The organism is Pseudomonas sp. B6(2017) (assembly GCF_002112765.1).
Classification (GTDB): Bacteria; Pseudomonadota; Gammaproteobacteria; order Pseudomonadales; family Pseudomonadaceae; genus Aquipseudomonas; species Aquipseudomonas piscis.
This window is the reverse complement of record NZ_NEIQ01000008.1, coordinates 235,552-257,984: the sequence shown is the minus strand read 5'-3', so window position 1 is coordinate 257,984 and position 22,433 is coordinate 235,552. Positions and strand designations below refer to the sequence as shown.

Annotated in this window: 21 protein-coding genes; 9 read left to right on the top strand and 12 right to left on the bottom strand. The window is 64.0% G+C overall.

Going from position 1 to position 22,433, the window contains the following annotated elements:
- Positions 1-208: 208 nt before the first annotated feature.
- From CAG11_RS15950 to CAG11_RS15940, 3 genes are all read left to right on the top strand, one after another.
- The gene (locus CAG11_RS15950; RefSeq protein WP_022641113.1) at positions 209-1,519 is read left to right on the top strand and encodes a C4-dicarboxylate transporter DctA; all 1,311 of its coding nucleotides are present in this window, start codon (positions 209-211) and stop codon (positions 1,517-1,519) included.
- A gap of 75 nt (positions 1,520-1,594) precedes the next feature.
- Positions 1,595-2,308 carry a FadR/GntR family transcriptional regulator gene (locus tag CAG11_RS15945; RefSeq protein WP_085597033.1) on the top strand — a complete coding sequence of 238 codons (714 nt, stop codon included), beginning with the start codon at positions 1,595-1,597 and terminating at the stop codon, positions 2,306-2,308.
- A gap of 36 nt (positions 2,309-2,344) precedes the next feature.
- Positions 2,345-3,121 (top strand): GntR family transcriptional regulator, encoded by a 777-nt coding sequence (locus CAG11_RS15940; RefSeq protein ID WP_085597032.1) that lies wholly within the window; start codon positions 2,345-2,347, stop codon positions 3,119-3,121.
- Here CAG11_RS15940 and yjiA read toward each other — a convergent pair.
- From yjiA to CAG11_RS15925, 3 genes are all read right to left on the bottom strand, one after another.
- The gene (gene yjiA, locus CAG11_RS15935; RefSeq protein WP_371857901.1) at positions 3,057-4,043 is read right to left on the bottom strand and encodes a GTPase; all 987 of its coding nucleotides are present in this window, start codon (positions 4,041-4,043) and stop codon (positions 3,057-3,059) included. The two genes, CAG11_RS15940 and yjiA, sit on opposite strands and share 65 nt — an antisense overlap.
- 101 nt (positions 4,044-4,144) lie before the next feature.
- Positions 4,145-4,342, bottom strand: a complete 198-nt coding sequence (locus CAG11_RS15930; protein ID WP_007937254.1) for a YbdD/YjiX family protein — start codon at positions 4,340-4,342, stop codon at positions 4,145-4,147.
- Between the two features lie 16 nt (positions 4,343-4,358).
- Positions 4,359-6,425 (bottom strand): carbon starvation CstA family protein, encoded by a 2,067-nt coding sequence (locus CAG11_RS15925; protein WP_053134681.1) that lies wholly within the window; start codon positions 6,423-6,425, stop codon positions 4,359-4,361.
- 252 nt (positions 6,426-6,677) lie between these two features.
- Here CAG11_RS15925 and CAG11_RS15920 point away from each other — a divergent pair, with 252 nt between their 5' ends.
- On the top strand, positions 6,678-7,046 hold the full coding sequence (locus tag CAG11_RS15920; protein WP_022641118.1) for a PilZ domain-containing protein: 369 nt from the start codon (positions 6,678-6,680) through the stop codon (positions 7,044-7,046).
- A 14-nt stretch (positions 7,047-7,060) separates the two neighbouring features.
- On the opposite strand, the gene CAG11_RS33195 is transcribed toward CAG11_RS15920, so the two are convergent.
- The 4 genes from CAG11_RS33195 to katB form a co-directional block, all read right to left on the bottom strand.
- On the bottom strand, positions 7,061-7,789 hold the full coding sequence (locus tag CAG11_RS33195) for a hypothetical protein (RefSeq protein ID WP_143494608.1): 729 nt from the start codon (positions 7,787-7,789) through the stop codon (positions 7,061-7,063).
- A 31-nt stretch (positions 7,790-7,820) separates the two neighbouring features.
- The gene (radA, locus tag CAG11_RS15915; RefSeq protein WP_022641120.1) at positions 7,821-9,188 is read right to left on the bottom strand and encodes a DNA repair protein RadA; all 1,368 of its coding nucleotides are present in this window, start codon (positions 9,186-9,188) and stop codon (positions 7,821-7,823) included.
- A gap of 45 nt (positions 9,189-9,233) precedes the next feature.
- A complete protein-coding gene (locus CAG11_RS15910) occupies positions 9,234-9,782 on the bottom strand; it encodes an ankyrin repeat domain-containing protein (protein ID WP_085597030.1) in 549 nt (182 codons plus the stop codon).
- Between the two features lie 182 nt (positions 9,783-9,964).
- A complete protein-coding gene (katB, locus tag CAG11_RS15905; RefSeq protein WP_085597029.1) occupies positions 9,965-11,506 on the bottom strand; it encodes a catalase KatB in 1,542 nt (513 codons plus the stop codon).
- 288 nt (positions 11,507-11,794) lie between these two features.
- On the opposite strand from katB, the gene mscL reads away from it, so the two are divergent.
- Positions 11,795-12,208 carry a large-conductance mechanosensitive channel protein MscL gene (mscL, locus tag CAG11_RS15900; RefSeq protein ID WP_022641123.1) on the top strand — a complete coding sequence of 138 codons (414 nt, stop codon included), beginning with the start codon at positions 11,795-11,797 and terminating at the stop codon, positions 12,206-12,208.
- Between the two features lie 54 nt (positions 12,209-12,262).
- Here the strand turns inward: mscL and CAG11_RS15895 are convergent, their stop codons facing one another.
- Positions 12,263-13,039 (bottom strand): ferredoxin--NADP reductase, encoded by a 777-nt coding sequence (locus tag CAG11_RS15895; protein ID WP_085597028.1) that lies wholly within the window; start codon positions 13,037-13,039, stop codon positions 12,263-12,265.
- A 219-nt stretch (positions 13,040-13,258) separates the two neighbouring features.
- Here CAG11_RS15895 and CAG11_RS15890 point away from each other — a divergent pair, with 219 nt between their 5' ends.
- Positions 13,259-14,383 (top strand): methyltransferase, encoded by a 1,125-nt coding sequence (locus tag CAG11_RS15890; RefSeq protein ID WP_085597027.1) that lies wholly within the window; start codon positions 13,259-13,261, stop codon positions 14,381-14,383.
- Positions 14,384-14,582: 199 nt separating this feature from the next.
- On the opposite strand, the gene CAG11_RS15885 is transcribed toward CAG11_RS15890, so the two are convergent.
- From CAG11_RS15885 to CAG11_RS15875, 3 genes are all read right to left on the bottom strand, one after another.
- Positions 14,583-14,750: a DUF2474 domain-containing protein gene (locus CAG11_RS15885; protein WP_083456947.1), complete on the bottom strand. Its 168-nt coding sequence runs from the start codon at positions 14,748-14,750 to the stop codon at positions 14,583-14,585.
- A gap of 92 nt (positions 14,751-14,842) precedes the next feature.
- Positions 14,843-15,850 carry a cytochrome d ubiquinol oxidase subunit II gene (cydB, locus tag CAG11_RS15880; RefSeq protein WP_022641127.1) on the bottom strand — a complete coding sequence of 336 codons (1,008 nt, stop codon included), beginning with the start codon at positions 15,848-15,850 and terminating at the stop codon, positions 14,843-14,845.
- Between the two features lie 3 nt (positions 15,851-15,853).
- Positions 15,854-17,284 carry a cytochrome ubiquinol oxidase subunit I gene (locus CAG11_RS15875; protein ID WP_085597026.1) on the bottom strand — a complete coding sequence of 477 codons (1,431 nt, stop codon included), beginning with the start codon at positions 17,282-17,284 and terminating at the stop codon, positions 15,854-15,856.
- A gap of 513 nt (positions 17,285-17,797) precedes the next feature.
- Between CAG11_RS15875 and CAG11_RS15870 the strand changes: the two genes are divergently transcribed.
- Complete coding sequence (locus CAG11_RS15870; RefSeq protein WP_085597025.1) at positions 17,798-19,042, top strand: MFS transporter; 1,245 nt, start codon at positions 17,798-17,800, stop codon at positions 19,040-19,042.
- Positions 19,043-19,068: 26 nt separating this feature from the next.
- On the opposite strand, the gene CAG11_RS15865 is transcribed toward CAG11_RS15870, so the two are convergent.
- A complete protein-coding gene (locus tag CAG11_RS15865; protein WP_085597024.1) occupies positions 19,069-19,518 on the bottom strand; it encodes a DUF4879 domain-containing protein in 450 nt (149 codons plus the stop codon).
- A 207-nt stretch (positions 19,519-19,725) separates the two neighbouring features.
- On the opposite strand from CAG11_RS15865, the gene CAG11_RS15860 reads away from it, so the two are divergent.
- Together CAG11_RS15860 and trmA are read left to right on the top strand one after the other, a co-directional pair.
- Entirely contained in the window at positions 19,726-21,018 is a 1,293-nt protein-coding gene (locus tag CAG11_RS15860; RefSeq protein WP_085597023.1) for an NCS2 family permease, read from the top strand.
- Entirely contained in the window at positions 21,015-22,094 is a 1,080-nt protein-coding gene (gene trmA, locus CAG11_RS15855; RefSeq protein ID WP_085597022.1) for a tRNA (uridine(54)-C5)-methyltransferase TrmA, read from the top strand. The genes CAG11_RS15860 and trmA overlap by 4 nt, the downstream gene beginning before the upstream one ends.
- The last annotated feature ends 339 nt before the right edge of the window (positions 22,095-22,433 follow it).

The following is a 22,433-nucleotide window of genomic DNA, read 5'->3' as shown; positions in this document are numbered from 1 at the left end:
AAGCCACCAGGCCGAAAGTCCGGGTAGACGGTGCAAGGCCACTGGTCAGACCGGTAAAGCCAACTTTCCCGATCCCTCTTGTAAACCCAAAAAAACCGAGCGTAGACTGCGCCTGCACTGGACAAACCGGTAAGACCACAATAATTAAGTCCGCCACCCGCTGCGTCTCGAATGCACGGCAGGCCGGACACCGACCAGGACTCCTCCCATGCTCAAATGGTGCTCGCGTTCGATCTTCCTCCAAGTGGTGCTCGGGCTGTTGCTCGGCATCGTGTGCGGCCTCACCCTCCCCGAATACTCCTCGCAACTCAAACCCCTGGGCGATGCCTTCATCAAGCTGATCAAGATGCTCATCGGCCTCATCGTGTTCTGCGTGGTGGTCAGCGGTATCTCCGGCGCCGGCGACCTGAAGAAGGTCGGCCGCATCGGCCTGAAATCAGTGATCTACTTCGAAATACTCACCACCCTGGCCCTGGTGATAGGCCTGGTCATGGCCTTCAGCACCGGCATCGGCAGCGGCGCCAACATCCACCTGGAGCAGCTGTCTCCCGCCGACATGGGCGATATCGCCCAGCGCAGCGAGCATATGCACACCACCACCCAGTTCCTCATGGACCTGATCCCCTCCTCGGTGCTCGGTGCCTTCGCCGAGAACAACATCCTCCAGGTGCTGCTGTTCTCGGTGCTGTTCGGCAGCGCGCTGAACCTGGTGGGCGAAGCCGCCTCGGGGATCTCGCGCCTGATCAACGAACTGAGCCACGTGATCTTCCGCATCATGGGCATGATCGTCCGCCTGGCACCCATCGGCGTGTTCGGCGCCATTGCCTTCACCACCAGCAAGTACGGCCTGGACTCGCTACAGCACCTGGGCAGCCTGGTGGGCTTGTTCTACCTGACCTGCAGCGCTTTCGTCGCGCTGATCCTGGGCCTGGTGATGCGCCTGTCGGGCCTGCGCATGCTGCCTTTCCTCAAGTACCTGCGCGAGGAGCTGCTGATCGTCCTTGGCACTGCGTCATCGGACGCGGTACTGCCACAGATCATGCGTAAGCTGGAACACTTGGGGATCGGCAGTTCCACCGTGGGCCTGGTGATTCCTACCGGTTACTCGTTCAACCTCGACGGTTTCTCCATCTACCTGACCCTGGCCATCGTCTTCATCGCCAACGCCACCGGCACGCCGCTGTCCATGGCGGACCTGCTGACCATCCTGCTGGTATCGCTGATCACCTCCAAGGGCGCCCATGGCATTCCCGGCTCGGCCCTGGTGATCCTGGCGGCGACCCTGACCGCGATCCCGGCGATCCCGGTGGTGGGCCTGGTACTGGTGCTGGCGGTGGACTGGTTCATGGGCATCGGCCGGGCCCTGACCAACCTGATCGGCAATTGCGTGGCCACGGTCGCCATCGCCCGCTGGGAACAGGACATCGATCTCCAGCGAGCCGACAAGGTGCTCAGCGGCCAGCAAGGCTATGGTTTCCAGGCCCGCAAGGCTGCGAGCGGGAGCCAGCAGGAATTCTGATCCATCCTTGTGCCGGCCCGCGCCAGGCACAGCAATCAGCGCGCGACAACGCGCGCCCCTTACATGGAGTCGACAGTGATCAGCTCGTCAACGGTTGTGAACTCAGTGGTAGAGAAGCTGCGGGCCGCCCTGGCCCGCGGCCAGTGGCGCTCCGGCGATATGCTGCCCGGACAGCGTGAACTGGCCGAACAGCTGGGGATCAGCCGGCCCAGCCTGCGTGAAGCGGTGATCGTCCTGGAAACCCTGGGCCTGGTGCGTTCCATGCCCGGCAAGGGCGTGCTGGTGCTCGATGCTCCCCTGGACGAGCTCCAGGGCCCGGAAGCCACGCTGGCCGGCGCCAGCCTGGAGGATGTATTGCAGCTGCGCTATACCCTGGAGCCCTTCATCGTCGGCCTGGTGGCGCAATCCATCAGCAGCCGGGAGATCGGCCAGCTACGCCTGACCCTGATGGACATGCGCGAAGCCCTGGAAGCCAGCGACGCCGAAGCCGGGGCCAATGCCTACATCGCTTTCCATGAAGAACTGTTCACCCTGACCAGCAACCCGATCTTCCAGAACGTGGTGCAGCAGACCAGCAACGCCCTCAGGCAGAGCGCGCGGATCCTGCGCGAGTCTCCCGAGCACCTGGCCGAACGCCTGGAGGAAAACGAAGCGGTGGTCCGGGCGATCCGCAATCGCAACAGCGCCCAGGCCAGCGCCGAGATGCGCCGGCACATCCTCCAGGAGGGCCAGCGCATGGGCATCGAACTGAACATCCCGGACGACCACCTGGGCCCGGACGCCCGGTAACCCATCCCGTATCAGCAACTGGACCGGAGACCGGCCATGGTCAGCCACGCCTTGGAAAACCCTCGCTTCACCCCGGTAGCCAACCTGCGTCGACGTGGTGCGAAGAAGCTGTTGGTGGACGATGTCTACCCGCAGATCTTCGATGCCATCCTCGAGCAGCGCATCGCCCCCGGCAGCCGCTTCACCGAGGACAGCCTGGGCCAGGCCTTTGGCGTCAGCCGCAGTATCGTGCGTCAGGTACTGGCGCGCCTGTTCCACCAGCAGGTAGTGATCCTGCGACCCAACCACCGGCCCCAGGTGGCGGCACCGGACCTGGAGCAGACCCGGCAGATCCTCCACGCCCGGCGCCTGGCGGAAATCGCCCTGGTGCGCCTGGCCTGCCAGCAGCCACGCAAGCGCTTGCAGCCCTTGCACCAACTGGTTTCCCGCGAGCGCGAGGCCATCGAACGCGGCTGGCATGGCCCGGCCATCCGCCTGTCAGGGGAGTTCCACCTGCAACTGGCACAACTGGCCGGCAATGCGCCCCTGGCCAACTTCCTCGGCAGCCTGGTGCCCCTGACCTCCCTGGCCATCGCCCAACTGGCGGGCCAGGCCTTGCAGCATTGCGCCTGGCAGGAACACGCCGCCATCGTCGAGGCGTTGCAGGAAGCCGACACCACGGTGGCCGAGGCGTTGATGCAACAGCACCTGGAACACCTGCAACTGCGCTTGCTCAGGGGCCTGGAGGAGCAGGCTGCGCAGCGCCGTGTCAGCCGGCCAGCATCCGCGCGAAGCCCTGGCGAATCTTCTCTTCCGGCAGGTCATCGGCGATGAACACCATCACACTCTCGCGAACTTCGTCTGCAGCCCACTCGCTGTCCCAGTCGAAGCCGTAGAGCTTGAGCACCCCCTGGAACACCATGCGCCGGGGTTCGTCGATGACGTTCAGCACGCCCTTGTAGCGCAGCAACTGCTGGCCGTGCTCTTCCAGCAGCTCATTCATGAATTCGCTCAGGCGCGCAAGGTCCAGCGCCTGCTCGGTGCGCAACACCAGGCTGGCGATGCGATCCACCGATGGCGCCTTGCTCACCGGACGCAGGCTGATGCCCCCACCCAGGTCGGCATTGAGATTGAAGCCGCGCACATCCAGCAGTTGCGCCAGCTCGATACTGCCGTGATCAACCACATGGATCGGCGCCCGGCGGTTGATCCGTGTCAGGCGCTGGCAGAGGGCCTCGAAGCTGTCCTGGTCCACCAGGTCGCGCTTGCTCACCAGCAAGCGGTCGGCAAAGCCGATCTGCGCCTGGGCGATGGTCTGGCTCAGGTGGAACTCGGCGTGTTTGGCATCCACCAGGGTGATGATGCCATCGAGGATATAGCGCTCGCGCAGCTCTTCATCGATGAAGAAGGTCTGCGCCACCGGCGCCGGATCCGCCAGGCCAGTGCACTCGATCACCAGCCGGTCGAAGGCGATCTCGCCGCTGTCCAGGCGCTCCAACAGCAAGTACAGGGCCTTGCTCAGGTCGGTGTGGATGGTGCAGCAGACACAACCATTGGACAGGGTCATGACTTGAACCGGCTCGGTGCCCAGCAACTGGCTGTCGATACCGGCGTCGCTGAATTCGTTTTCGATCACGGCGATCTTCAAACCGTGCTCGGCCTTGAGCAGATGGCGCAACAAGGTGGTCTTGCCGGCGCCGAGAAAACCGCTGAGAACGGTGACGGGAACAGGATTGTGCAAAACAGGGTCTCCCATGCCTGAAAACGCAGGAGCCGGCGAACCTGGCGAGAGCGCTCCTTGGAACGCCATCGTCGGGCCCGCCGGCTCCTGCCGGGGTATTGCCTAAACGCAGTGCCTCAACAGCACTTCGGACCGCCCTTGCCGCCGTAGCGTGCCTCCTGGCGTTCCCGGAAGAACGCCTCGTACGACATCACCGGCTTGTCCGGGTGCTTGGTTTGCATGTGTTCGACATAGTTGTCGTAGTCGGGCATGCCGACCATCAGGCGCGCGGCCTGACCGAGGTATTTACCGAGGCGACTCAGGTCATTGAACATCGTTGCAATCCTCGGGTCAGGCGTCCGGTACCGCTTGGTATGGCGATTCCTTGTCCGTGCGCTCCTTGCTGCCCCAGGCGGCGACACCGACCTTGAGCGCGTAGAACAGGACACTGAATACCACCAGCAGGAACAGGCCGGTCAGGGCCGCGTTGGTATAGGCGTTGAAGATCACGTGCTGCATCTGCGTGATGTCCTTGGCCGGGGCGAGGATCTGGCCGTTGGCCAGGGCATCGCTGTACTTCTTGGCCAGGGACAGGAAGCCGATCGCCGGGTTGGCGTCGAACAGCTTGATGAAGCCCGCGGTGGTGGTGCAGATCAGCAGCCACACAGCCGGCAGCAGGGTGACCCAGATGTAGCGCTGGCGCTTCATCTTGATCAGGATCACGGTGCCGAGCATCAGGGCGATACCGGCCAGCATCTGGTTGGAGATGCCGAACAGCGGCCACAGGGTGTTGATACCACCCAGCGGATCGATCACGCCCTGGTACAGCAGGTAGCCCCAGAGGGCCACGCAACCGGCGGTGGCGATCAGGTTGGCGCCCCAGGATTCGGTGCGCTTGAGCGCGGGGACGAAGGAGCCCAGCAGGTCCTGGAGCATGAAGCGCCCGGCCCGGGTACCGGCATCCACTGCGGTAAGGATGAACAGCGCTTCGAACAGGATCGCAAAGTGGTACCAGAACGCCATGGTGTTCTCGCCCGGCAGCACGTGATGGAGGATCTGCGCGATCCCCACCGCCAGGGTCGGGGCACCACCGGCACGGGCCAGGATAGTGTTCTCGCCGATGTCCTTGGCCACTGCCTGCAGTTGCTCGGGGCTGATGACGAAGCCCCAGCTGCTGACGGTCTGGGCGACCGCGACCACGTCACCACCGACGATGGCGGCCGGGCTGTTCATGGCGAAGTACACGCCAGGCTCGATCACCGAGGCCGCGACCATGGCCATGATCGCCACGAAGGACTCCATGAGCATGCCGCCGTAGCCGATGTAGCGAGCGTTGGTTTCGTTATCCAGCAGCTTGGGCGTGGTCCCCGAGGAGATCAGCGCATGGAAGCCGGATACCGCGCCACAGGCGATGGTGATGAACAGGAACGGGAACAGGCCGCCTTTCCACACCGGGCCGGTGCCGTCGGTGAACTGGGTCAGGGCCGGCATCTTCAGTTCGGGCATGGTGATCAGGATGCCGATCGCCAGGGCGATGATGGTGCCGATCTTGAGGAAGGTCGACAGGTAGTCCCGTGGCGCCAGGATCAGCCAGACCGGCAGCACCGCAGCGACGAAACCGTAGCCGATCAGCATCCAGGTGATCTGCACGCCGGTGAAGGTGAACATCTTGCTCCAGACTGGATCGGCCGCCACCTGGCCACCCAGCCAGATGGAAGCGAGCAGCAGGATCACGCCGATCAGCGAGATCTCGCCGATGCGGCCCGGGCGGATGTAGCGCATGTACACGCCCATGAACACCGCGATCGGGATGGTCGCCATCACCGTGAAGATGCCCCATGGGCTCTCGGCCAGGGCCTTGACCACGATCAGCGCCAGCACCGCGAGGATGATGATCATGATCAGGAAGCAGCCGAACAGGGCGATGGTCCCGGGAATGCGCCCCATCTCCTCGCGGACCATGTCGCCCAGGGAGCGGCCGTTACGCCGGGTGGACAGGAACAGCACCATGAAGTCCTGTACCGCGCCGGCCAGGACCACGCCGGCGATCAGCCACAGGGTACCGGGCAGGTAGCCCATCTGCGCCGCCAGGACCGGGCCCACCAGGGGACCTGCGCCAGCGATGGCCGCGAAGTGGTGGCCGAACAGGATGTGCTTGTTGGTCGGCACATAGTCCAGACCGTCATTGTTGAGTACGGCGGGGGTGGCGCGGGTCGAATCCAGCTGCATCACGTTGTTGGCGATGAACAGGCTGTAGTACCGGTACGCCACCAGGTAGATGGCCACTGCCGCGACCACGATCCACAAGGCGTTGATCGCCTCCCCTCGACGCAATGCAACTACGCCAAGGGCGCATGCTCCTACGATTGCCAGCACCAGCCAGGGCAGGTGGCGTAGCGGGCTATTATTGTTTTTCATTTTTATATTCCAGCCAGGTGGACAGAAAGATAGCGCTTGCGAGTGTAGCGCTACTCCACCCAAAGGCCAGCCCCCACGTTGGTCTAGAGCATTCTTTCCCGCACCGTGGCAGCTTCGCGGGCCTGCTTCGCACTGGCGGCGAATGTCTCCCGGGCAGCGCTTACGGCGACTGCTTCGCAAGGCGCGACATGGGTTGTAGCGGCGGGCCGGTGCCGGGGTCTATAGTCAGTGCACCACGCAGAGGGCCAGTCCATGAGCGAGCAACACGACGACCGCCGACGCTTCAAACGTATCGCCTTCGATGCCAAGACCGAACTCAGCCAGGGCACCCACCGCTGGCCGGTGCAACTGCTGGACCTGTCCCTCAAGGGCTTGCTGATCGAGCGCCCCGCCCCCTGGCTGGGAGATCCCAAGCGCCCCTTCGAAGCCGATATCCACCTGGGCCAGGACGCCGACGTGCGCATGGATGTGCAATTGGCCCATGACAACAACGGCCAGCTGGGTTTCGTCTGCCTGCATATCGGCCTGGAGTCCATCGAGCACCTGCGGCGCCTGATCGAGCTGAACCTGGGCGACCCCGAGGAGCTGGAGCGGGAACTGGGCGCGCTGATCGATATCTGACCTGCCGCAGGGAGTCAGGGAAACAGCGCGGGCTCGGGGAAATCGTGCTCCATGTCCCAGTAGCCCGGCTGTTGTCGGGAAACCGCCGTCCACTGTCCATCGACATAGCGGAAGGTGCGATAGGTCGTGATGAACTCATCGTCCACCATGGTCGAGGCCGACGACACCTGCTGGATGGTTTCGGTCCCGCCCCCGCTGGCGGGCACTATCTGCCAGGCCGCCTTGCCGGTATGGCTGAACATCAGTGGCCGTTTCTCGCCGCTCTCGTCCTGGCATGGCACCGGGTCCAGGCGGTTCTGCGCCGGCACCAGCACCTCGGTGAGCGGACCGCTGTAGCTGCCCAGGGGGGCGGTCTGGTCGATGGACAAAAAGAAGGTCGGCGATGGCAGGCCGCTGAGCGGGGCCTTCTTCACATTGGCCAGGGGATAACCCAGGGCCCGCTGCGCCAGCACCTGGCCACTGTCCGAGACCAGGCGCGCCTGGGCTTCCAACGGCTCCGCCGGCTGGCCGTCCGCGGCCTCTGGGAGATTGTCCGCGTCCATGCCGCTGCCCCAGTTTTCGTCATGGACCTCCTGGGTGATGCGTTGGTCTTCCAGCACCTGCAGCGTCGTGCCATCCCCCACCGGAAGTTGTTGCGCGATCCAGTAGCCCGGCGGCGCCTCGGCCTGCTGGGCCAGGGCCAGGCTGCAGCCGCAGAGCAAGCCGAACCCCAGCAACCAGTCCTTCATGTTTGTCATGCCCATGTCGTGTGCGTCCCTTCAGTAACAGCCCGAGTTATTCGAAAAGTGCATCCAGTGCCTGCTCCAGGCGGGTCACGGCGATGATCTTCAGCCCTGCCGGCGGCTCCTTCGGCGCGTTGCCCTTGGGCACGATGGCCCGCTTGAAGCCATGCTTGGCCGCTTCCTTCAAGCGTTCCTGGCCACTGGGCACCGGGCGCACCTCGCCGGACAGGCCCACCTCGCCGAACACCAGCAGGTCATGGGGCAACGGCCGGTTGCGCAGGCTCGACATCACCGCCGCCATCAACGCCAGGTCGGAGGCGGTCTCCAGCACCTTGACCCCACCCACCACGTTGAGGAACACATCCTGGTCGTGGGTCGGGATGCCGCCGTGGCGGTGCAGGACCGCCAGCAGCATGGACAAGCGGTTCTGATCCAGGCCCAGGGTGACCCGGCGCGGGTTGGCCAGGTGGCTGTCATCCACCAGCGCCTGGACCTCCACCAGCATCGGCCGGGTGCCTTCCCAGGTGGCCATGACCACGCTGCCCGGCACTTCCTCCTGGGCCCGGGTGAGGAAGATCGCCGACGGGTTGGAGACCTCCTTCAGCCCACGGTCGGTCATGCCGAACACGCCAAGCTCGTTGACCGCGCCGAAGCGATTCTTCACCGCCCGTAGCAGGCGCAGGCGACCATCGGACTCACCCTCGAAATACAGCACGGTGTCTACCATGTGCTCCAGTACCCGCGGGCCGGCCAGGGCGCCTTCCTTGGTCACGTGGCCGACCAGGAAGATCGCCGTGCCGCTCTGCTTGGCGTAGCGCACCAGCAAGGCGGCGCTCTCGCGAACCTGGGACACACCGCCTGGGGCCGATTGCAGTTGTTCGGTGAAGATGGTCTGGATGGAGTCGATCACCATCACCTTGGGCTTCTCTACCCGGGCCGTGGCGATGATGGTCTCGATGCAGGTCTCGGTCATTACCCGCAGTTGGTCCTGGGGCAGGCCCAGGCGACGGGCGCGCATCGCTACCTGCTGCTGGGACTCCTCGCCGGTGACGTACAACGCCGGCATGCGCGTGGCGATGTTGCACAAGGTCTGCAGCAGGATGGTCGACTTGCCGATCCCCGGATCACCGCCGATCAGCACCACCGAGCCATCCACCAGGCCGCCGCCGAGCACCCGGTCGAGCTCGCCGGAAGCGGTGGAGAAACGCGGGATCTCCTCGACGCTGACCTCGGCCAGGGTCTTGATCTGCGCCTGCTGCCCGGCCCAGCCGGTACGCCCGGCGGGCGCCGCGGCACCGCCGCTTTCGATCATGGTCTCGACCAGGGTGTTCCAGGCGCCGCATTCACCGCATTGCCCGGCCCATTTGGGAAAGGTGGAGCCGCACTCGGTGCAGCCGTACATGCGCTTGGCCTTGGCCATCTGAACCCCCGGCAAAAACCGCGATGATAGCTCAGCTGGCGCCGATCAGCGCGGCGCGGCGGTGCGGATCTGCCCGCTGGCCAGGCGCGTGGCGCTATTGCCCAGCGGGTCCTCGGCCTCAAGATCGGCGCCCTTGGCCGCCAGGGCCTGGAGCAACTCGGTACGCTTGAACAGGCCGGCGTACATGGCCGCCGCCTGGCCAGCGGCATTGCGCTGGTCAGGGCTGCAATCGGCCGCCATCAGGCGCCGGGCTATCCGTACCTCGCCCTTGAAGATCGCCCCCATCAACGCGGTATTACCGCGCTCATCCTGGGCGCAAGCATTGGCGCCGGCGGCCAGCAGGTGCTCCACCGCCGTCCCGTGGCCGTGATAGGCGGCCAGGATCAGCGCGGTATAGCCCTTTTCGTCGCGGGTATCGAGGGCGTAGCCGGCCTCGATGAAGGTGTCGAGGATCTGGATATCGCCGCGGCGGGCGGCATCGAAATAGTAGTTGGCCAGCTGGGCCTTGACCGCAACCGGGTCGGCAACGCCCGCTTGCTCCGCATGAGCCCCCAGGGAGCAGGCGGCCAGCAGCAGTGAAATGAACAGGCGCATGGTGCGACTCCCTTTGTTTCAAGAAACTCCGTAAGCGCGAGGCTTGCCACCGATGCCTCCAGCCCGGGAAACAGGGCTCCAGGCAGAATCGGTATTGGGGCCGCTGTGCGGCCCATCGCGGACAAGCCTCGCTCCTACAAGGAAAAGGTGCGTCACGCCCGAGAGCGTGACGCGGGTCGAAGTCAATCTGCCAGTTTGGCGGCCAGGGCCTTGACCCGGGCCAGGTCGCCCTTGGCCACCTTGGCCACGCCAGCGCCGTACTCGGGGTCGGCCTTGTAGAGGAACGACAGCATGATGTGCTTGCTCTGGTCGTCAGTGTCGGCCAGGGACTGGCCGAAGCTCTCGATCAGGTCCTGGCGCTCCTTCTTGCTGTAGGAGCGGTACAGGTCGCCGGCCTGCTTGAAGTTCTGCTCACGCTGGATCTTCGCCTGCTGGGTGCTGCCCGCCAACGCCTGCTGGCTGTAGCGCGCCGCCGCGGGCTCTTCGCGTGGCTCAAGCCGGCTCGGCTGGTAGTTGACCCCGCTCTGGGTGTGCCCCGGGTTCATGGCGCCATCCTGGTTGCCATTGTTCACCGCAACTTTCGGCGCATTGATCGGCAGTTGCAGGGCGTTGGCCCCCAGGCGGTACATCTGGGTGTCGGCATAGGAGAACACCCGGCCTTGCAGCAGGCGGTCCTCGGAGGGCTCGATACCCGGCACCAGGTTGGCCGGAGCCATGGCCACCTGCTCGGTTTCCTGGAAGACATTGCCCGGATTGCGGTTCAACACCATCTGCCCGACCTTGCGCTCGGGAATGCCGGGCCAGATCTTGGTGGCGTCCAGCGGATCGAACTCGAACTTGGCCAGGTCTTCGGGCTTCAATACCTGGACATACAAGTCCCACTTGGGAAAGTCCCCTTTATTAATGTGGGATACCAAGTCATGGGTCATATGGCTGTAATCGCGCCCCTGGACCTCGACCACTTGTTGCGGATCGAGATTCTTCACACCCTGCAAACTCTTCCAGTGGAACTTCACGTAGTGCACTTCGCCCTTGGCGTTGATCAACTTGTAGGCGTGCACGCCATTCCCGTCCATTTCCCGATAACTGGCCGGGGTCCCGGAGTTGGAATACAGCTCGGTCAAAGTGCGGGTGGCTTCGGGAACATGGGAGAAGAAATCGAAACGCCGCGAATCATCGTCCAGGTTGGTACGCGGGTCGGGCTTGAAGGCATGGACCATGTCCGGGAACTTGATGGCGTCACGGATGAAAAAGGTCGGGAAGTTGTTGCCCACCAGGTCCCAATTGCCGTCCGCGGTGTAGAACTTGGTGGCGAAACCCCGTGGATCGCGCAGGGTTTCCGGGGAATGGTTGCCATGCACCACCGCCGAGAAACGCACGAATACCGGGGTCACCTCGCCAGCGGCGAACACCTTGGCCCGGGTCAGGTCGGTGAGGTTGTCGGTGACGGTGAAGGTGCCGTGGGCGCCGGTGCCGCGGGCATGCACCACCCGCTCGGGAATACGCTCGCGGTCGAAACGCTGGAGCTTCTGGATCAGTTGCACATCCTGCAGCAACACCGGTCCAGTGGCGCCTGCGGTCTGCGAGTTCTGGTTGTCGCCTACCGCCGCGCCGTTGTCGCGGGTCAGTGTGGCGGCCTGTACGGAAAGGGACAGCATACTGGCGGCGAGCACGCCCAGTACGCCGCGCGGGGAAAGATTCCCCAGGCCAATGGAAACAGTCATGTCGGATTCCTCTAGTTATATAAGGCGTATCTCGATACGCCTGCTAGAGGCTAGTGGCTAAACATTTGAAAGCTAAATAGAAAGCCCGCAAGCGCTTGATTGACAGAATGTTGTGGTTATAGCGGCAATGACGAGGTATATCGCGCGCGAAAAATGATGGCACTTTGATTAAACTCTTCGCCGATATATCGGTCATACGCCGCGAGCTGTAGAAAGTTGAGTCGGCAAAATGCTTTTTGCTGACTTACACTGCTTTAACCAACCTCATCTGCAACAAGGAAATAACCTATGGGCGTGTTAAGTGAGTTCAAGGCCTTCGCGGTCAAAGGTAATGTGGTCGACATGGCCGTCGGTATCATCATCGGCGCCGCATTCGGCAAGATCGTCTCGTCTTTCGTCGGTGACGTGGTCATGCCGCCAATCGGCATGCTGATCGGCGGCGTGGATTTCGCCGACCTGGCCATCACCCTCAAGGCGGCCGTGGGCGACACGCCAGCGGTGGTCCTGGCCTATGGCAAGTTCATCCAGAGCATCATCGACTTCATCATCATCGCCTTCGCCATCTTCATGGGCGTGAAGGTGATCAACCGCCTCAAGCGCGAAGAAGCCGTGGCACCAGCGGAGCCGCCGGTTCCGACCAAGGAAGAAGTGCTGCTGACCGAGATCCGCGACCTGCTCAAGGCCCAGAACGACAAGTCCTGAGGCACGCCGTAGCGACCCGTGGCCGCGCGAAGCAGCGGCCACGGGGCTTTTCCCCTACCAATAGGTTTCCACTGCCACCTGTCCCGGGCGTCGGCTCAGGCTCAGGTTCAGGCCCCGCTGCTTGAGCAGGGCCCGGGTGTCGTCGATCATCTGCGGGTTGCCGCAGAGCATCACCCGCGAGTGTTCAGGACTCAGTTCCAGGCCCGCCGCACGCTCCAACTCACCGTTCTCGATCAGCTGGGTAATGCGCCCGTTGAGGCTGCCCGGATGCTGTTCGCGGGTAACGGTGCTGATGAACTGCAGCTTGTGGGCAACTTCGGCCAGGTATTCACGCTGGGGCAATTCGGCGAGCAATTGCTGGTAGGCCAGTTCCCTGGCTTCGCGCACGCTGTAGACCAGGATGATGCGCTGGAATCTCTCCCACACCTCGAAGTCCTGGAGGATCGACAGAAATGGCGCAATGCCGGTACCTGTGGATAACAACCAGAGGTCGCGCCCATCGACGAAACGGTCCAGGGTCAGGTAACCGAAGGCCTGGCGATCCACCAGCAGGCTGTCGCCTTCACGCAGGCGGCTCAACTCGCTGGTGAACTCGCCGTCGGGCACGACGATGGAAAAGAACTCGAGGAACTCGTCGAACGGCGAAGACACCATGGAATAGGCACGCCACACCGTACTGCCGTCGGCCCGGGTCACCCCGAGGCGGGCGAACTGGCCGGAACGGAAGCGAAAGCCCGGGTCCCGGGTGGTGCGCAGGGTGAACAGGCTGGGGGTCAGCGGCTGGACATCGAGCAGGGTCTGGCGGGTGTACTTTTCTTCACTGGCAGTCATGACGAACTCCACAAAACCGATGTTCCTAGTGTCCCGCAAAGCGTCGTGCACAAACACCGGTGGTTTGTAGTGGCATAGACGGCGGGCAATCCCCGGCGAAAAAACGTAAAATCGCCGCATTTGTACAAGCCCACCCGCGCATTGCAACAGCGCTGCCCCAAGGCTCCTGTCCGCCACGGTCCCGCGCCGACAGGCCCACCTATTACCTAGAGTCCGCCCATGCCCCTGCTTGCCAGCCCCTTCGCCCAGCTCGACCTGATCCGCCAGCCCGAACAGCAGAACGAGCCGCTGCAAGCCTTCGACGCCGCGGACGAGTACCTGCTCAGCCACCTGGCCGAACAGCAACCGAGCAGCGAGACCCGGGTCCTGGTGCTCAACGACAGCTTCGGGGCCCTGGCCGCGAGCCTGCTGGGCAAGGTCCAGGTCACCAGCAGCGGCGACTCCTACCTCGGCGCCCTGGCCCTGGAAAAAAACCTGGCACGCAATGGCCTGCCCTTCGATGCCGTGCAGGTGCTGCCGGCCAGCGAACCACTGGAGGGCCCCTTCGACCGAGTGCTGGTCCGTGTCCCCAAAACCCTGGCCCTGCTGGAGGAGCAACTGATCCGCCTGCAAGGCCAGCTGGCTCCCGGGGCCCAAGTGGTGGCTGCGGCCATGGTCAAGCATCTGCCCCGGGCCGCCGGCGACCTGCTGGAGCGCTACATCGGCCCGGTCCAGGCGTCGCTGGCGGTGAAGAAAGCCCGCCTGCTGATCGCCACCGCCGAGGCCAGGCCGCCGTTGGCCTCGCCCTACCCGACCCGCTATCGCCTGGACAAGCCTGCTGTCGAGCTGCTCAACCACGCCAACGTGTTCTGCCGCGAAGGCCTGGATATCGGTACCCGCGCCTTCCTCCCGCACCTGCCGCAGAACCTCGGCAATGCCCGGGTCGCGGATCTGGGCTGCGGCAACGGTATCCTGGCCATCGCCAGCGCCCTGGACAATCCACAGGCCCGCTACACCCTGGTTGACGAGTCGTTCATGGCGGTGCAGTCGGCCCGGGAAAACTGGCAGGCGCTGCTTGGCGAGCGCGAAGCCGTGATCCGCCCCGGCGACGGCCTGGCCGGCCAGGAGCCGCAATCCCTGGACGTGGTGCTGTGCAACCCACCGTTCCACCAGCAGCAGGTGGTGGGCGACTTCCTCGCCTGGCGCATGTTCCAGCAGGCCCGGGAAGCCCTGGTGGTGGGCGGTGCGCTGTATATCGTCGGCAACCGCCACCTGGGATATCACAGCAAGCTGGCCCGCCTGTTCCGCGGTGTTGAGCAGGTGGCGGCGACGCCCAAGTTCGTCATCCTCAAGGCCCGCAAGTAACCCCACCCTGCCCCGTAGGCGCAAGCTTGCTCGCGGTGAGTCCCCCGCGAAATGCCAAGTACCGCGTTGTCGCTCATCACGAGCCCAACGGCTGCACCTGCAAAGAAAAGACGTAGCAAGCCCAGGTCAAAAAAAACCCTCCAATGGAGGGTTATAAACCGCGCCGCACGACACGGGATGGGATGAGCGGTAATGAAGATCAGTGCGTGGTCAGGCCCGCGGCGTTCATGAACATGCGCATCAGGCTGGCCACCAGGAACAGGGCCAGGACGCTACCGCCCCAGATCATGGCCAGCCAGCCCAGGCGCTGCCAGAGCGGCTTCTTTTCCGCCTGTTCGATTTCCTGCAATGAATGTTTACCAGCCATCATCGAATGCTCCTTTCGCAAGGGGGGGGCGATGGCGCCTGCAAGGGCGCCGTCGCGAGCAGGCTGCGCTCCTCTGGAGGAGCGAGGCCTGACTAGTGGTAGCCGTCCTCATGGGTGACCTTGCCGCGGAACACGTAGTAGCTCCAGAAGGTGTATCCCAGGATGAACGGAATGATGAACAAGGTGCCCACCAACATGAAGCCCTGGCTCTGCGGCGGTGCGGCGGCGTCCCAGATGGAGATCGACGGCGGCACGATGTTCGGCCACAGGCTGATGCCCAGGCCGCTGTAGCCGAGGAAGATCAGTACCAGGGTCAAAAGGAACGGCGTGTAGTGAGCGTTGCGCGCCACGGCCCGGAGCAGCCCGTACAGGGTCACCAGCACCAGGATCGGCACCGGCAGGAACCAGAACAGGTTCGGCAGGGTGAACCAGCGCGCGGCGATCTCGGCATGGGCCAGGGGCGTCCAGATACTGACCACGCCGATCACCGCCAGCAGGACGAAGGCCAGGGGCCGCGCCAGGTCATGCATCTGCAACTGCAACTTGCCTTCGGTCTTCATGATCAGCCAGGTGCAACCGAGCAAGGCATAGGCCACCACCAGCGCCAGGCCGCAGAACAAGGTGAAAGGCGTCAGCCAGTCCATCGAGCCGCCGGCGAACTGGCGGTTGACCACCGGCAGGCCATCGATGAAGGCCCCCAGGGCCACGCCCTGGAAGAAGGTGGCCGCCGCGGAACCGCCGATGAAGGCCTTGTCCCAGATATGGCGCTTGGCTTCCTTGGCCTTGAAGCGGAACTCGAAGGCCACGCCACGGAAGATCAGCCCCACCAGCATCAGGATCAGCGGCATGTAGAGTGCCGAAAGCACCACCGAGTAGGCCAGCGGGAAGGCGCCGAACAGCGCCGCCCCGCCCAGTACCAGCCAGGTCTCGTTGCCGTCCCAGACCGGGGCGACGGTGTTCATCATTACGTCACGGTCGCGGCTGTCCTTGACGAACGGGAAGAGAATCCCGATCCCCAGGTCGAACCCGTCCATGACCACGTACATCATGATGCCGAAGATGATAATCACGGCCCAGAGCAGCGGAAGATCGATACCCATGACTCAATTCCCCTTGTTCAGGCTGGTGCTGTGGTCGTCATCGTCGGCCGCGGAAAGCGGACGGGCCGGCGTGCGTTTGCGGCCGGGGCCACCATGGCTGGTCTCGGCGCCTTCGTTGGTCACCGGTCCCTTGCGCACCAGGCGCATCATGTAGCCGATGCCCACGCCGAACAGCGCGAAGTACACCACCACGAACAACGCCAGGGTGATGCTCATCTGCACCAGGCTATGCCCGGAAGAAGCATCGGCGGTGCGCATCAGCCCGTAGACCACCCACGGCTGGCGACCGATCTCGGTGGTGAACCAGCCCGCGAGGATCGCGATCAGCCCGGACGGCCCCATCCACAACGCCAGGTACAGGAACGGCCGCGAGGTGTAGAGGCTGTCCCGCTTGCGCAGCCAGAGGCTCCACAGCCCGGTGAAGATCATCAGTATGCCCAGGCCGACCATGATCCGGAACGACCAGAAGACGATGGTCGAGTTGGGCCGGTCCTCGGGCGGGAACTCCTTGAGCGCCGGCACCTGCTTGTCCAGGGAGTGGGTGAGGATCAGGCTGCCCAGGTAGGGGATTTCCACGGCGAACTTGGTTTTCTCGGCCTTCATGTCCGGCCAGCCGAAGAGGATCAGCGGAGTCGGCTCGTTACCGACGTTCTCCCAGTGACCTTCGATGGCGGCGATCTTCGCCGGCTGGTGCTTGAGGGTGTTGAGACCGTGGAAGTCACCGATCACTGCCTGTACCGGGGCCACGATCAGGGCCATCCACATGGCCATGGAAAGCATGCGCCGGATCGCCGGGTTGTCCCGCCCGCGCAGCAGGTGCCAGGCCGCCGACGAGCCGACGAAGAACGCCGTGGCCACGAACGCGGCGACCGCCATGTGCGCCAGGCGATAGGGGAAGGACGGGTTGAAGATCACTGCCAGCCAATCCACCGGGATCACCTGGCCGTTGACGATTTCATAGCCCTGAGGAGTCTGCATCCAGCTGTTGGACGAGAGGATCCAGAAGGTCGAGATCAGGGTACCGATGGCCACCATCACCGTGGAGAAGAAGTGCAGCTTGCGCCCGACCTTGTTCCAGCCGAACAGCATCACCCCGAGGAAACCGGCCTCCAGGAAGAATGCGGTGAGCACCTCGTAGGTCAGCAACGGACCGGTGACCGAACCGGCGAAGTCGGAGAACCGGCTCCAGTTGGTGCCGAACTGATAGGCCATCACCAGGCCGGACACCACGCCCATGCCGAAATTGACGGCGAAGATCTTCGACCAGAAGTGGTAGAGATCGCGGTAGGTATCGTCGTGGGTCTTGAGCCACAGGCCCTCGAGTACCGCCAGGTAGCTCGCCAGGCCGATGGTGATCGCCGGGAACAGGATGTGGAACGAGATGGTGAATGCGAACTGGATTCGGGCGAGATCAAGAGCCTCTAAACCGAACATAAGCTTTCCTCTGTCAGGTAATACCGGCTGCCGGCCAGAGGCCTGCACCCACTGCCCCCACGGATATGGAGTGCGGCGAATTCGGATTCGTTCTTTTAAACCATCGCTACGCAGGGATCCTGGCCTTGCGGCCACCACACCAACCCTCGAAAAAGGCCTTGATCTGGATCAATCAACGTTAAAAGAGTAGTCCTAATTTTGCCGGGCAACTCTGTGGTTATTTGCCGCGTGACAGCTTGCCTCACCTTGTCAAAACCGGGGTTTCCCAGCACTTCTCCAGCACACATCGAACCTGTAGCCGCTGCTGAGCCTGCGAAGCTGCGACAAGGCCCCCTGGGCCTTCGGCGTCCGCCCGGTCAGCCGGGAACCTGCGGTCGCGGCGACAGGGCCTCGCATCGAAAAAAGGAGCCAGAAACGAGATAGATGCGCGGCTAACGATTTTTCCTGGACTGCAACCATTGGTTACATCTTGGTGATAACCTCGTCCCCCTCCCCGCTCAGATCTACCTGCCGATGCCCAGCCCAGAACCCTTGCTGCTCCGCCACCACCGCCCGTTCATCGCTTTCTGGATAGCCCGGATCTTCACCGCCAGCGGTTTCCAGATGCTCACGGTGGCCATCGGCTGGAACCTCTATCAACTGACCGGCAACGTCCTGGACCTGGGCCTGGTGGGGCTGGTGGAGTTCGCCCCACGGGTGCTGTTCATGCTGCATACCGGACATGTGGCCGACCGCTACGACCGACGCCGCGTGGCCGCCATCTGCCAGTCGCTGCAAGCCTCGATCGCCCTGTCCCTGGCCATCGGCAGCCTGACCGACAGCGTCAGCCGGGAGCTGATCTTCATCCTGGCGTTCCTGCTCGGGGCCGCGCGCTCCTTCGAGATGCCCACCACCCAGGCCCTGCTGCCGAGCATCGTGCCCGCCGCACTGTTTCCCCGGGCGGTGGCCGCGGCCCAGTCGGCCCAGCAATCGGCGACCATCGTCGCCCCGGCCCTGGGCGGCTTGCTCTACGCCTTCGGCAGTGTCTGGGTCTACGGTCCGACCGTGGTGCTGTACCTGATCGCCTGCCTGCTGATGCTCAACCTGCCAGCCCGCCAGGCCGCCCTGAACAAGGGCAAGGCCACCCTGGACTCGCTGCTGGCGGGCATCCGCTTCATCCGCAGCCGGCCGGACATCCTCGGCGCCATCTCCCTGGACCTGTTCGCCGTACTGCTCGGCGGCGCCACCGCGCTGTTGCCGGTATTCGCCAAGGACATCCTGCTCACCGGCCCCTGGGGCCTGGGCCTGCTGCGCTCGGCGCCAGCAGTGGGCGCCCTGCTGATGTCGCTGTGGCTGGCGCGCTTCAGCGTCGAGCGCAAGGTCGGGCGGGTGATGTTCACCGCCGTCGGGGTGTTCGGCGTGGCGACCATCGCCTTCGGCCTGTCCACCTCGTTCTGGTTCTCCCTGGCCGTGCTGGTGGTACTGGGGGCGGCGGACATGATCAGCATGGTGATCCGCGCCTCCTTCGTGCAGCTGGAAACCCCGGATGAGATGCGCGGCCGGGTCAGCGCGGTGAACGGCCTGTTCATCGGCGCCTCGAACCAACTGGGGGAGTTCGAATCCGGGCTCACTGCCCACTGGTTCGGCACGGTGCCGGCGGTGGTGCTGGGCGGAGTCGGCACGCTGCTGGTGACCGGGACCTGGATCAAGCTGTTCCCGACCCTGGCCCAGCGTGACCGGATGCACGAACCACAAATGGAGCAAACCCGGGCTGGCTAGCTGGCCGAACCGGGACCGCCGGCGGCCTACTTGATGTAGATTTCTGCGCTCATGCTGTTGCCCGGCGCATTGATCGAAGTGTTGCTGAAGCGGAAGGTGCCTTCCTTCTTGTCGGCCAGGTCGAAGATATAGAGGTAGCCGGCGGTGATCCCGCCAGGGGCGCAGGGTTCGTAGCTGGAGCCGTCTTCGCATACCGGGGTCCGGGTGCCATCGACCTCGAAGCCGTCCAGGGTCACGTAGGGCTCGCGGCCGTAGCCGATCTCCAGCACATAGACCTTGATGCCCGGCCCGCTGTGGTCGCACTGGGTCCGCTCACGACCGTCGGAGACATCCTCCAGCCCGCAGGACGACGACAGCACCTTGAGGATTTCCACCTGGCTCAAGGGCGCGGCGGAACCGGCCGGGGCCGAGGCGGCGAACCAGCAGGCCGCAGTTCCCAGCAGCGCCAAGGCGGTCATTTTCACTGTACTGCGCATAAATCCCCCCTCGAAATCAGGGCGCAGTATGCGCTACTTGCCCGCCCGGCAAAACATCGACGACGATCGCAGCCATTGGCCCACGCTGCTGGTATGATGCGCGGCTTTTCCCGACCCAAGGCAAATCCACAGGCGCATCAGGCAGTCTGTGCTTTGCTGTTGGAGTCGATACATTCACGGCGCCCGGCGGCGCCACGGGGAGCAGACATGCTGGAAAGGCTGTTTCAACTCAAGGCACACAACACCAACGTGCGCACCGAGATACTTGCGGGCGTTACCACCTTCCTGGCCATGGCCTACATTCTTTTCGTCAACCCGAGCATCCTCGGCGAGACCGGCATGGACAAAGGCGCGGTGTTCGTTGCCACCTGCCTGGCGGCGGCCATCGGCTCCACCGTCATGGGCGTGATCGCCAACTACCCGATCGCCCTGGCACCCGGCATGGGCCTGAACGCCTTCTTCACCTACACCGTGGTCCTGCACATGGGCCATACCTGGCAAGTGGCGCTGGGTGCGGTGTTCATCTCGGCGGTGCTGTTCTTCCTGCTGTCGATCTTCCGCATCCGCGAATGGATCATCAACAGCATCCCCCTGCCCCTGCGCTCGGCGATTGCCGCCGGTATCGGCCTGTTCCTGGCGCTGATCGCCCTGCATAACGCGCAGATCGTTGTGGGCAACGAGTCGACCCTGGTCGACCTGGGCGACCTGAGCAAACCGGCCCCTATCCTCGCGGCCCTGGGTTTTGCCCTGATCGTCGCCCTGGAAGCCCTGAAAGTGCGTGGCGCGGTGCTGATCGGCATCCTCGCGGTGACCGTGGTGTCCATCCTATTGGGCGTTACTCCGTTCGGCGGCGTGACCTCGATGCCTCCGTCCCTGGCCCCGACCTTCCTGCAACTGGACATCAAGGGCGCCCTGGACATCGGCCTGGTAAGCGTGATTTTCGCCTTCCTGTTCGTCGACCTGTTCGACAACTCCGGCACCCTGATCGGCGTGGCCAAGCGCGCCGGCCTGATGGGCAAGGACGGCCACATGCCGAAGATGGGCCGGGCCCTGATCGCCGACAGCACCGCGGCCATGGCCGGTTCCCTGCTGGGCACCTCGACCACCACCAGCTACATCGAATCCGCAGCAGGCGTGAGCGCTGGCGGCCGCACCGGCCTGACCGCCATCGTGGTGGCGATCATGTTCCTGCTGGCACTGTTCTTCTCGCCACTGGCGGCCAGCGTTCCAGCCTTCGCCACCGCACCGGCACTGCTGTTCGTCGCCGTGCTGATGACCTCGGGCCTGGCGGAAATCGACTGGGAAGACATCACCGTCGCCGCTCCCGTAGTGATCACCGCCCTGGCCATGCCGTTCACCTATTCCATCGCCAATGGCATCGCCTTCGGTTTCATTGCCTGGACCGTGATCAAGCTGCTGTCGGGCCGTGCCCGTGAGCTGAACGCGCCCCTGGTGATCCTGTCGATCCTGTTCGTGATCAAGCTGGGTTACCCCGCATGACTTTCGACGCCGCAAGCTACAACACCCAGTTGCAGGAAAAGGTCACGCGCTTGCGTGGCCTGCTGGCGCCCTTCGACGCACCCGAGCCCCAGGTCTTCGATTCGCCGCTGCAGAACTTCCGCCTGCGCGCCGAGTTCCGCCTGTGGCGCGAAGCCGGCGAGCGCCACTACGCGATGTTCTCCCAGGAGGACAAGCGTACGCCGATCCTGATCGAGCAGTTCCCCATCGCCAGCCAGCGCATCAACCAGTTGATGCCGCAGCTCAAGGCCGCCTGGCAAGCCAGCCACGCCCTGAGCCACAAGCTGTTCCAGGTGGAGTTCCTCACCACCCTGGCCGGCGATGCGATGATCACCCTGTGCTACCACCGCCCGCTGGACGAGCACTGGCACCAGGCCGCGAGCCAATTGGCCGCCGAGCTGAAAGTCAGCGTGATCGGCCGCTCCAAGGGCAAGCGTGAAGTCATCGGCCAGGACTACGTGGTGGAACGCCTGGAAGTGGGCGGTCGCAGCTTCAGCTACCGCCAGCCCGAAGGCGCCTTCACCCAGCCCAACGGCACGGTGAACCAGAAGATGCTCGACTGGGCCTATGCCGCCCTGGGCGAACGCCAGGATGACCTGCTGGAGCTGTACTGCGGCAACGGCAACTTCACCCTGCCCCTGGCCACCCGGGTGCGCAAGGTGCTGGCCACCGAGATCAGCAAGACCTCGGTCAACGCCGCCCTGAGCAACCTCAGCGAAAACGCCGTGGACAACGTCACCCTGGTGCGCCTGTCCGCCGAGGAGTTGACCGAAGCGCTCAATGAAGTACGGCCGTTCCGTCGCCTGCAAGGCGTGGACCTGAAGAGCTACGAGTTCGGCAGCGTGTTCGTCGACCCGCCACGGGCCGGCATGGACCCGGACACCTGCGAACTGACCCGACGCTTCGACAACATCCTGTACATCTCCTGCAATCCGGAAACCCTGGCGGCCAACATCGCCCAGTTGCACGACACCCACCGCATCGAGCGCTGCGCCCTGTTCGACCAGTTCCCCTGGACCCACCACATGGAATCCGGGGTCCTGCTGACCCGGCGCTGATCCGCTGCCCAACCAACGGCCGTCCTCGTGACGGCCGTTTTCATTTCTGGCTATCGGCTTATCGCAGTCCTGCGGCTTCATCATCCCGTCAAGAGTTGACGTACTAGCACCCTGTATAGCGCTCCCTTGAAGTCTCCCTCGCCCCATGGCGATGCCCTAAGGTGCCACGGGCCTAAAAAGGCAGCCCCTGAACACTGGAACGATAGCGGACGGCAGTTTCCAGGGACCTGAAAATTCCTAGGGTCGGGGGAAATCCGCCCCTTAATGATGACTAGTTTCTCTAAGCAGCTTAATATCTGCCCTTTACCTATGAAGCCAACTCTCGCCATGACGCGCGGG

Excerpts from the sequence above, each read along its gene's own strand:
- CAG11_RS15950 (WP_022641113.1), top strand. The coding sequence starts at position 209 with ATGCTCAAATGGTGCTCGCGTTCGATCTTCCTCCAAGTGGTGCTCGGG.
- CAG11_RS15940 (WP_085597032.1), top strand. The coding sequence starts at position 2,345 with ATGGTCAGCCACGCCTTGGAAAACCCTCGCTTCACCCCGGTAGCCAAC.
- yjiA (WP_371857901.1), bottom strand. The coding sequence starts at position 4,043 with ATGGGAGACCCTGTTTTGCACAATCCTGTTCCCGTCACCGTTCTCAGC.
- CAG11_RS15930 (WP_007937254.1), bottom strand. The coding sequence starts at position 4,342 with ATGTTCAATGACCTGAGTCGCCTCGGTAAATACCTCGGTCAGGCCGCG.
- CAG11_RS15925 (WP_053134681.1), bottom strand. The coding sequence starts at position 6,425 with ATGAAAAACAATAATAGCCCGCTACGCCACCTGCCCTGGCTGGTGCTG.
- CAG11_RS15920 (WP_022641118.1), top strand. The coding sequence starts at position 6,678 with ATGAGCGAGCAACACGACGACCGCCGACGCTTCAAACGTATCGCCTTC.
- CAG11_RS33195 (WP_143494608.1), bottom strand. The coding sequence starts at position 7,789 with ATGGGCATGACAAACATGAAGGACTGGTTGCTGGGGTTCGGCTTGCTC.
- radA (WP_022641120.1), bottom strand. The coding sequence starts at position 9,188 with ATGGCCAAGGCCAAGCGCATGTACGGCTGCACCGAGTGCGGCTCCACC.
- CAG11_RS15910 (WP_085597030.1), bottom strand. The coding sequence starts at position 9,782 with ATGCGCCTGTTCATTTCACTGCTGCTGGCCGCCTGCTCCCTGGGGGCT.
- katB (WP_085597029.1), bottom strand. The coding sequence starts at position 11,506 with ATGACTGTTTCCATTGGCCTGGGGAATCTTTCCCCGCGCGGCGTACTG.
- mscL (WP_022641123.1), top strand. The coding sequence starts at position 11,795 with ATGGGCGTGTTAAGTGAGTTCAAGGCCTTCGCGGTCAAAGGTAATGTG.
- CAG11_RS15895 (WP_085597028.1), bottom strand. The coding sequence starts at position 13,039 with ATGACTGCCAGTGAAGAAAAGTACACCCGCCAGACCCTGCTCGATGTC.
- CAG11_RS15890 (WP_085597027.1), top strand. The coding sequence starts at position 13,259 with ATGCCCCTGCTTGCCAGCCCCTTCGCCCAGCTCGACCTGATCCGCCAG.
- CAG11_RS15885 (WP_083456947.1), bottom strand. The coding sequence starts at position 14,750 with ATGGCTGGTAAACATTCATTGCAGGAAATCGAACAGGCGGAAAAGAAG.
- cydB (WP_022641127.1), bottom strand. The coding sequence starts at position 15,850 with ATGGGTATCGATCTTCCGCTGCTCTGGGCCGTGATTATCATCTTCGGC.
- CAG11_RS15875 (WP_085597026.1), bottom strand. The coding sequence starts at position 17,284 with ATGTTCGGTTTAGAGGCTCTTGATCTCGCCCGAATCCAGTTCGCATTC.
- CAG11_RS15870 (WP_085597025.1), top strand. The coding sequence starts at position 17,798 with ATGCCCAGCCCAGAACCCTTGCTGCTCCGCCACCACCGCCCGTTCATC.
- CAG11_RS15865 (WP_085597024.1), bottom strand. The coding sequence starts at position 19,518 with ATGCGCAGTACAGTGAAAATGACCGCCTTGGCGCTGCTGGGAACTGCG.
- CAG11_RS15860 (WP_085597023.1), top strand. The coding sequence starts at position 19,726 with ATGCTGGAAAGGCTGTTTCAACTCAAGGCACACAACACCAACGTGCGC.
- trmA (WP_085597022.1), top strand. The coding sequence starts at position 21,015 with ATGACTTTCGACGCCGCAAGCTACAACACCCAGTTGCAGGAAAAGGTC.